The sequence below is a fragment of the Undibacterium sp. GW821-FHT11B02 genome (assembly GCF_058808955.1).
Genome location: NZ_JBXASD010000011.1, coordinates 240,676 through 246,870 on the forward strand (window position 1 = coordinate 240,676; position 6,195 = coordinate 246,870).

Here is a 6,195-nt window from a genome sequence, read left to right on the forward strand (position 1 = left end):
TCCTGGTGGAAAATTTATGAAGAAGAAAGCAGTATAGATACTCTAAATTAGCTAAAGTTCAGACAATTTAGATAAACTTGTATGGGTGAATGTCAAAAAACCATTGAAAATTTCCTGATAAAGGCAAGCTATGTGGATAACTTGGTTGACCCAAGAAATGACACCGATTAAAAGCATAAAAACCGATGTTTACCCACAGCGAACAAAACCGAGCCTGGCTATTTTTTTGAGAGCTAAAGGGCATGTATTTATTGATGTTTTTCAGTGGGAATTTAGATTTCCTCAACCATAATTATCGACTTTGCATCAGGTGAAAATTTGTCCTACACTGTTTCTATTGCACAGCAATGGGGCAGCCAGGTTTGATAATTCAGGCTCAACAGCATGTTGCATGTTCTCGAATTCCAAAGGAGATCATATGGAACTTCGTATGCAATCCCATCAATGGGAGTCTCGCGCACCGGATTGGACTGCCGCTGCAGTTTCTGGCTTTGTTGGCGGGGCCGCAGTCATGGTTATGGAGTTATTCTGGTCCACCATGGTATTGGATATCAGCCCCTGGGCTGCATCACATCTGATCGCCGCAATGGTCATGGGGCCTGATGTCTTGCAATCGACTGCTTTCAGTTTCAGTGTGGTCGCCGTAGCACTCATTGTTCACTATTTGTTGGGAATCTGTTTCGGTCTGATATTGGCAGCGATTATCGCACCCTTCCGTTTCGATTCCAGCACGGGCATGGTTCTGCTAGTTGGTGCGGTGTTTGGCTTCGGGCTCTATCTGCTCAATTTCTACGGCATGGTTGGCCTTTTCCCTTGGTTTATAGGTATGCGCAACACGCCGACCTTGATGAGCCAGGTTCTGTTCGGTATGACCGCCGCATTAATGTACATGAAGCTGGAACGTTAGAAGTTAGAAAACGGACCAGGTATTTTATTGAATCAGAAGTTCATATATGTGGACGGACATGGTCTTCCGCAGGACTTCGTACGAGGTAAGCGGCTTCCGATTGAGAGATTGCAAGAAGGATGATCCAGATGCCTATGATCATAGCTCTTATCGTCATCGTATTGGGTTCAGTGCTGTTTCATCTGATCAGCCCCTGGTGGCTAACTCCCCTGGCTTCCAATTGGCTGCAGATGGATCATATGTTGATGATCAGCTTCGTCATCACCGGCATCTTTTTCGTTGGTATCAATCTGGCTCTGGTCTATACCTTGATCCGTTTTCGTCATCGTGAAGGTGGCCGGGCCACTTTCATGGCAGATAATCCGAAACTGGAGCGTTGGCTGATCGTCGCTACATCGGCAGGCATCATTGCTTTGTTGGCGCCGGGCTTGTTTGTGTATGCAGAATATATAAACACGCCGCGTGACGCCATCGTGGTTGAAGTCCTCGCGCAGCAATGGCAATGGCGTTTCCGCCTGGCGGGTGTGGATGGCAAGCTGGGGATGACGGATATGCGTTTTGTCAATGCCAGCAATCCTTACGGGATTGCACCCAACGATCCCAGCGGACAAAACAGCATCATTGCAGATAATGGCGAACTGCATTTGCCTATCGGAAAACCGGTCAAGATGCTGTTGCGTTCCAATGATACTTTGCATGATTTCTTTGTTCCGCCATTTCGCGCAAGAATGAATATTGTGCCCGGCATGGTGAGTAGCTTCTGGTTTACACCGACAAAACCAGGGCGCTATGAAGCGATGTGCGCGCAGTTGTGCGGCATAGGTCATGCCAATATGCGGGCCGCTGTTGTAGTTGAGTCACTTGCTGAATATCAGAAGTGGCGTGATGCGCAACCAACTTTTGCAGCAAGCCTGCGCAAATCCGGTCAGCCTGATGTTGCATCGTTACCGGCACCACAGGCAGTGCAAGCAGTACAGGGGCGGGCTTTGTATCTTGCTAAAGGATGTGTTGCTTGTCATTCGATTGATGGCAGCAAGGGAGTTGGTCCAAGTTGGCGAGGCTTGTACGGGAAAACTGAAATGATGGCAGATGGTACATCCGCACTGGTGGATCAGACCTACCTGAGAAATTTTATTCGTGAACCGACAGCCAGGGTCGTGCAGGGATACGCACCCATCATGCCCAAGATAGAACTAAGCGACAGCGAGTTGGCCGCGTTGGTGGCGTATATCCAGACTTTGGCACCAACGTCGGCGATACCACAAGAAGCAAAACAATAAAGACGATTTCCATGTGGGGACAGATATGAGTCACGGTGACAGCGACGAATTACAACACTATCCGCAAGGTTTCTGGACCAAATACGTCTGGAGCCAGGATCACAAGGTGATTGCTATCCAATACACAGTGGTAGCAATTGTAGTCGGCATGGTGGGCCTGGTGCTGTCGAACTTGATGCGTTTGCAATTGGGGTTCCCGGGAAAAATGGGGATTGACGCCAGTCACTATTACCAGTTCATGACCATGCACGGCATGATCATGGTGATCTATCTGTTGACGGCACTATTTTTGGGCGGTTTCGGGAATTTTCTTATCCCCTTGATGGTGGGGGCACGCGACATGGTTTTCCCCTATTTGAATATGTTGAGTTTCTGGTTCTATTTTTTATCAGTGTTGGTCTTGTTGGCCAGTTTTTTTGTAACGGGTGGGCCGACCGGGGCTGGATGGACACTGTATCCGCCACAGGCAATCCTTGCCGGTACGCCAGGGGCTGACTGGGGCATTATCCTGATGCTGGTTTCTCTGGTTATTTTCATTGTGGCTGCAACCATGGGTGGCTTGAATTATGTCACTACAGTGTTACAGGCACGCACAGAAGGGATGACGTTGTTGCGTATGCCCTTGTCGGTGTGGGGGATTTTTACTGCCACCATATTGGCTTTGCTTGCCTTTCCCGCCCTGTTTGTCAGTGGAGTGATGATGTTGCTCGACAAGACTTTGGGTACCAGTTTTTTTATGCCGGCACTGGTATCAATGGGGCAAATGACAAACTATAAAGGGGGCAGCCCCTTATTGTTCCAGCACCTGTTCTGGTTCTTTGGGCACCCTGAAGTGTATATCGTTGCCTTACCAGCATTTGGCATAGTTTCTGATCTGATCTGCGTGCATGCTCGCAAACAGATTTTTGGCTATCGCATGATGGTGTGGGCCATTGTCATTATTGGTGGCCTGAGTTTTGTCGTGTGGGCACATCATATGTTTGTCAGTGGCATGAATCCGTATTTCGGGTTTTTCTTTGCGACCAGTACTTTGATCATTGCAGTGCCCACAGCGATCAAGGTATATAACTGGTTGTTGACATTGTGGCGTGGCGACATACATTTCTCTGTGCCTATGCTGTTTGCACTGGCGTTTCTAAGCACCTTCCTGATAGGTGGGCTGACTGGTTTGTTCCTTGGTAATGTCAGTGTGGATATCCCCTTGTCCAACACTTATTTTGTCGTCGCCCATTTCCATATGGTGATGGGGGTCGCACCCATCCTGACAGTGTTCGGCGGCATCTATCATTGGTATCCCAAAGCCACGGGGCGCATGCTAAACGATACCTTGGGCAAGTTGCATTTCTGGGTCACTTTCCTTGGGACATATGCGATTTTTTTCCCCATGCATTATCTTGGCATACTGGGTATGCCACGCCGTTACTATAATTTTGATAATTACCAATTCATTCCACAATCCGCTCACAACTTGAACAGTTTTATTTCTGTCGTTGCGTTGATAGTTGGTGTAACTCAACTGGTGTTTATTTTCAACCTGATCTGGAGTCTGTTTCACGGCAAAAAAGCAGAAGGAAATCCCTGGCGTTCTGCATCGCTGGAATGGCAGACTCCATTGACGCCACCCGGACATGGTAATTGGGGTTCTGAGTTGCCGGTGGTCGTGCGCGGAGCTTATGCCTATAGCGTACCTGGGACTGCACAAGATTTTATCCCGCAAAATGCACCATTGTCAGACGGAGGGGCAGACCCTGAGCCGCACGCGGGAAAGCCGGTGGCAATATGAATACCATAGCGACGATGGAGAATGCAGGGCAATTCTCGAACGAACCGGATAGCCGTGGCGCATTGAGTGTCGCAGTGTGGGTACTGATTGCGGTGGCTACAGCGCTTTTCTTACTCTTTTTGGCTGCATATGCAATGCGTACGAATGGCAGTGATTGGTCACAGATAGAAATGCCATGGCAATTAGGACTCAGTACTGCTTTGCTCGTCTGTGTCAGCGTGATGTTGCAAGTAGCAAGCCGGTTTGCCCACGCGGCGCAACTTATGCAAAGTCGCCTGTTTTTGATGCTTGGAGCTGTATGTGGGCTGGCTTTCTTGCTGACCCAGTTTTTGGCGTGGCAGGCATTGATGCTCAGACAAGTTGTGATGTCTGGTAATCCGGCTGCAAGTTTCTTTTATTTGTTGACCGCCATGCATGGCTTGCATGTAATCGGAGGCTTGATTTTTTACGCCTTTGTATTCAGTAACGCAAGACGCAATACTGTTTCCGGCAATTTTACCTGGAAAATTTCTTTACTCGCACGCTACTGGCATTTCTTGTTGGCAATCTGGCTCGTACTATTGGTTAGCCTGATTTGGCTGACACCAGAACTGGTCCGGTATATTTGTGGCACGCGTTGATGAGGTGAACTGTATGAATACGTCTGTTTTGTCAACACCTGCTGCTGATACCGGTCTGCCTGGCTTGCGCGGGCTGGTCGCGGACTGGTCATCTGATCAGCATGCTTTCAAGATATCCTGGGGCAAGGCGATGATGTGGTTTTTCTTGCTCAGTGACACTTTCATTTTTAGCTGTTTCCTGACAGGGTATATGTCAGCACGCATGGCGAGTACTGTTCCCTGGCCGAATCCCAGCAAGGTATTTTCACTTAATATCAACGGTACCGAATTGCCTTTGATTTTGATTGCGATCATGACCTTCATCCTCATCAGTAGCAGCGGTACTATGGCCATGGCAGTTAATTTTGCTTATCGACGTGACCGCGTACGTACTGCATTATTGATGTTTGTTACCGCTGCTTTTGGTATCAGTTTTGTTGGTATGCAGGCATTCGAATGGAGTAAGCTGATACTTGAAGAAGGGATACGCCCTTGGGGAAATTCACTTGGCGCAGCACAATTCGGAGCCAGTTTTTTCATGATCACGGGCTTTCACGGCCTACACGTCAGTGCCGGAGTGATTTACTTACTGGTCGTGGCAACCCGCGTATTGCGCGGGCATTATGAACGTAGTGCAAATTACCAGATTGTAGAAATTGCTGGTTTGTACTGGCACTTTGTTGATCTGGTATGGGTGTTTATTTTTGCGTTGTTTTATCTCTGGTGAGGCTATCATGGAAAACACCCATGGACAAACCCATCCTGTAGGCCTGTATCTCAAAGTCTGGGTTTTACTTTTTGTGCTGAGCACGCTGTCTTATCTGGTGGATTATTTTCAATTTCACGGCGCATTGCGATGGGCCTTGATTTTGTTATTAATGATACTCAAGGCGGGTTTGATTGTGGCAATTTTCATGCACCTGGCCTGGGAGCGCCTGGCATTGATCTGCGCAATCTTGTTGCCCCCGGTTTGTGTGCTGGTGCTGGTTGGTTTGATGGCACTTGAAGCCAATTATGTATTTACTTCGCGCATACTGTTTTTTCGATGAAGAATGCAGGTTAAGCTAACCCCCGGTGCTACCAGAGGCTTGCATCAAAGTTGACAACAGTCAGTGGGACCTGCCGGGTGGGGGGGAGTGTAGCCGCTCCTGTACAGTTAAATTTCTCCCAAGCCTGCCATAAAAGCCGTTAGCAGGACTTTCCCCAAATACCATTCACCCAAGTCACTGGCAGCGTTAAGATGACCGTAAGCGCCTGCTTCCACCAAGCCAGTTTGCCATTGTTGTGCACGCTGATTGGCATAGGAGATAGTCGCATAAGGGTCATTACTGCTCGCAATGATCAGTGCTGGAAACCGTAAGGGTATTTCTGGCACGTCGGCAAAACTCACCGCGGCAGCCGGGAAGGCCGCGCTCGTGGTATCAGGCACAGCGACTAACATGGCACCACCTATGCGCTGCTTGCTCCTGGCCGCCCAATGGGCGACCAGCAGGCAAGAGAGACTGTGCGCCACCAGCAACGGTGGTTCTGCGCAAGCGGCAATCGAGCTATCCAGCGCGGCTATCCAGTCATGCAGTTGTGGTTCGTCCCAACTACCTGGTTGAAAACGTTGCTGTACCAGTCCCA

7 protein-coding genes are annotated in these 6,195 nt (G+C 48.9%); 6 read left to right on the forward strand and 1 reads right to left on the reverse strand.

Annotation, left to right across the window (positions count from 1 at the left end; translation table 11 throughout):
- Positions 1-418 precede the first annotated feature (418 nt).
- From AC1RVX_RS22825 to AC1RVX_RS22850, 6 genes are all read left to right on the forward strand, one after another.
- Positions 419-907, forward strand: a complete 489-nt coding sequence (locus AC1RVX_RS22825) for a hypothetical protein (RefSeq protein WP_493218875.1) — start codon at positions 419-421, stop codon at positions 905-907.
- Between the two features lie 128 nt (positions 908-1,035).
- Positions 1,036-2,187 (forward strand): c-type cytochrome, encoded by a 1,152-nt coding sequence (locus AC1RVX_RS22830; protein WP_493218876.1) that lies wholly within the window; start codon positions 1,036-1,038, stop codon positions 2,185-2,187.
- A 25-nt stretch (positions 2,188-2,212) separates the two neighbouring features.
- Entirely contained in the window at positions 2,213-3,970 is a 1,758-nt protein-coding gene (ctaD, locus tag AC1RVX_RS22835; RefSeq protein WP_493218877.1) for a cytochrome c oxidase subunit I, read from the forward strand.
- Positions 3,967-4,590, forward strand: a complete 624-nt coding sequence (locus AC1RVX_RS22840) for a cytochrome c oxidase subunit 3 (RefSeq protein WP_493218878.1) — start codon at positions 3,967-3,969, stop codon at positions 4,588-4,590. The genes ctaD and AC1RVX_RS22840 overlap by 4 nt, the downstream gene beginning before the upstream one ends.
- Positions 4,591-4,603: 13 nt before the next feature.
- Positions 4,604-5,296 (forward strand): heme-copper oxidase subunit III family protein, encoded by a 693-nt coding sequence (locus tag AC1RVX_RS22845; RefSeq protein WP_493218879.1) that lies wholly within the window; start codon positions 4,604-4,606, stop codon positions 5,294-5,296.
- Positions 5,297-5,303: 7 nt separating this feature from the next.
- Entirely contained in the window at positions 5,304-5,618 is a 315-nt protein-coding gene (locus AC1RVX_RS22850; RefSeq protein WP_493218880.1) for a cytochrome C oxidase subunit IV family protein, read from the forward strand.
- Positions 5,619-5,725: 107 nt separating this feature from the next.
- Here AC1RVX_RS22850 and AC1RVX_RS22855 read toward each other — a convergent pair.
- Positions 5,726-6,195, reverse strand: a 470-nt coding sequence (locus tag AC1RVX_RS22855; protein ID WP_493218881.1) for an RBBP9/YdeN family alpha/beta hydrolase, incomplete at its 5' end; no start/stop codon positions are given.

Coding starts and splice junctions, on each gene's coding strand:
- ctaD (WP_493218877.1), top strand. CDS start 2,213: ATGAGTCACGGTGACAGCGACGAATTACAACACTATCCGCAAGGTTTC.
- AC1RVX_RS22840 (WP_493218878.1), top strand. CDS start 3,967: ATGAATACCATAGCGACGATGGAGAATGCAGGGCAATTCTCGAACGAA.
- AC1RVX_RS22845 (WP_493218879.1), top strand. CDS start 4,604: ATGAATACGTCTGTTTTGTCAACACCTGCTGCTGATACCGGTCTGCCT.
- AC1RVX_RS22830 (WP_493218876.1), top strand. CDS start 1,036: ATGCCTATGATCATAGCTCTTATCGTCATCGTATTGGGTTCAGTGCTG.
- AC1RVX_RS22825 (WP_493218875.1), top strand. CDS start 419: ATGGAACTTCGTATGCAATCCCATCAATGGGAGTCTCGCGCACCGGAT.
- AC1RVX_RS22850 (WP_493218880.1), top strand. CDS start 5,304: ATGGAAAACACCCATGGACAAACCCATCCTGTAGGCCTGTATCTCAAA.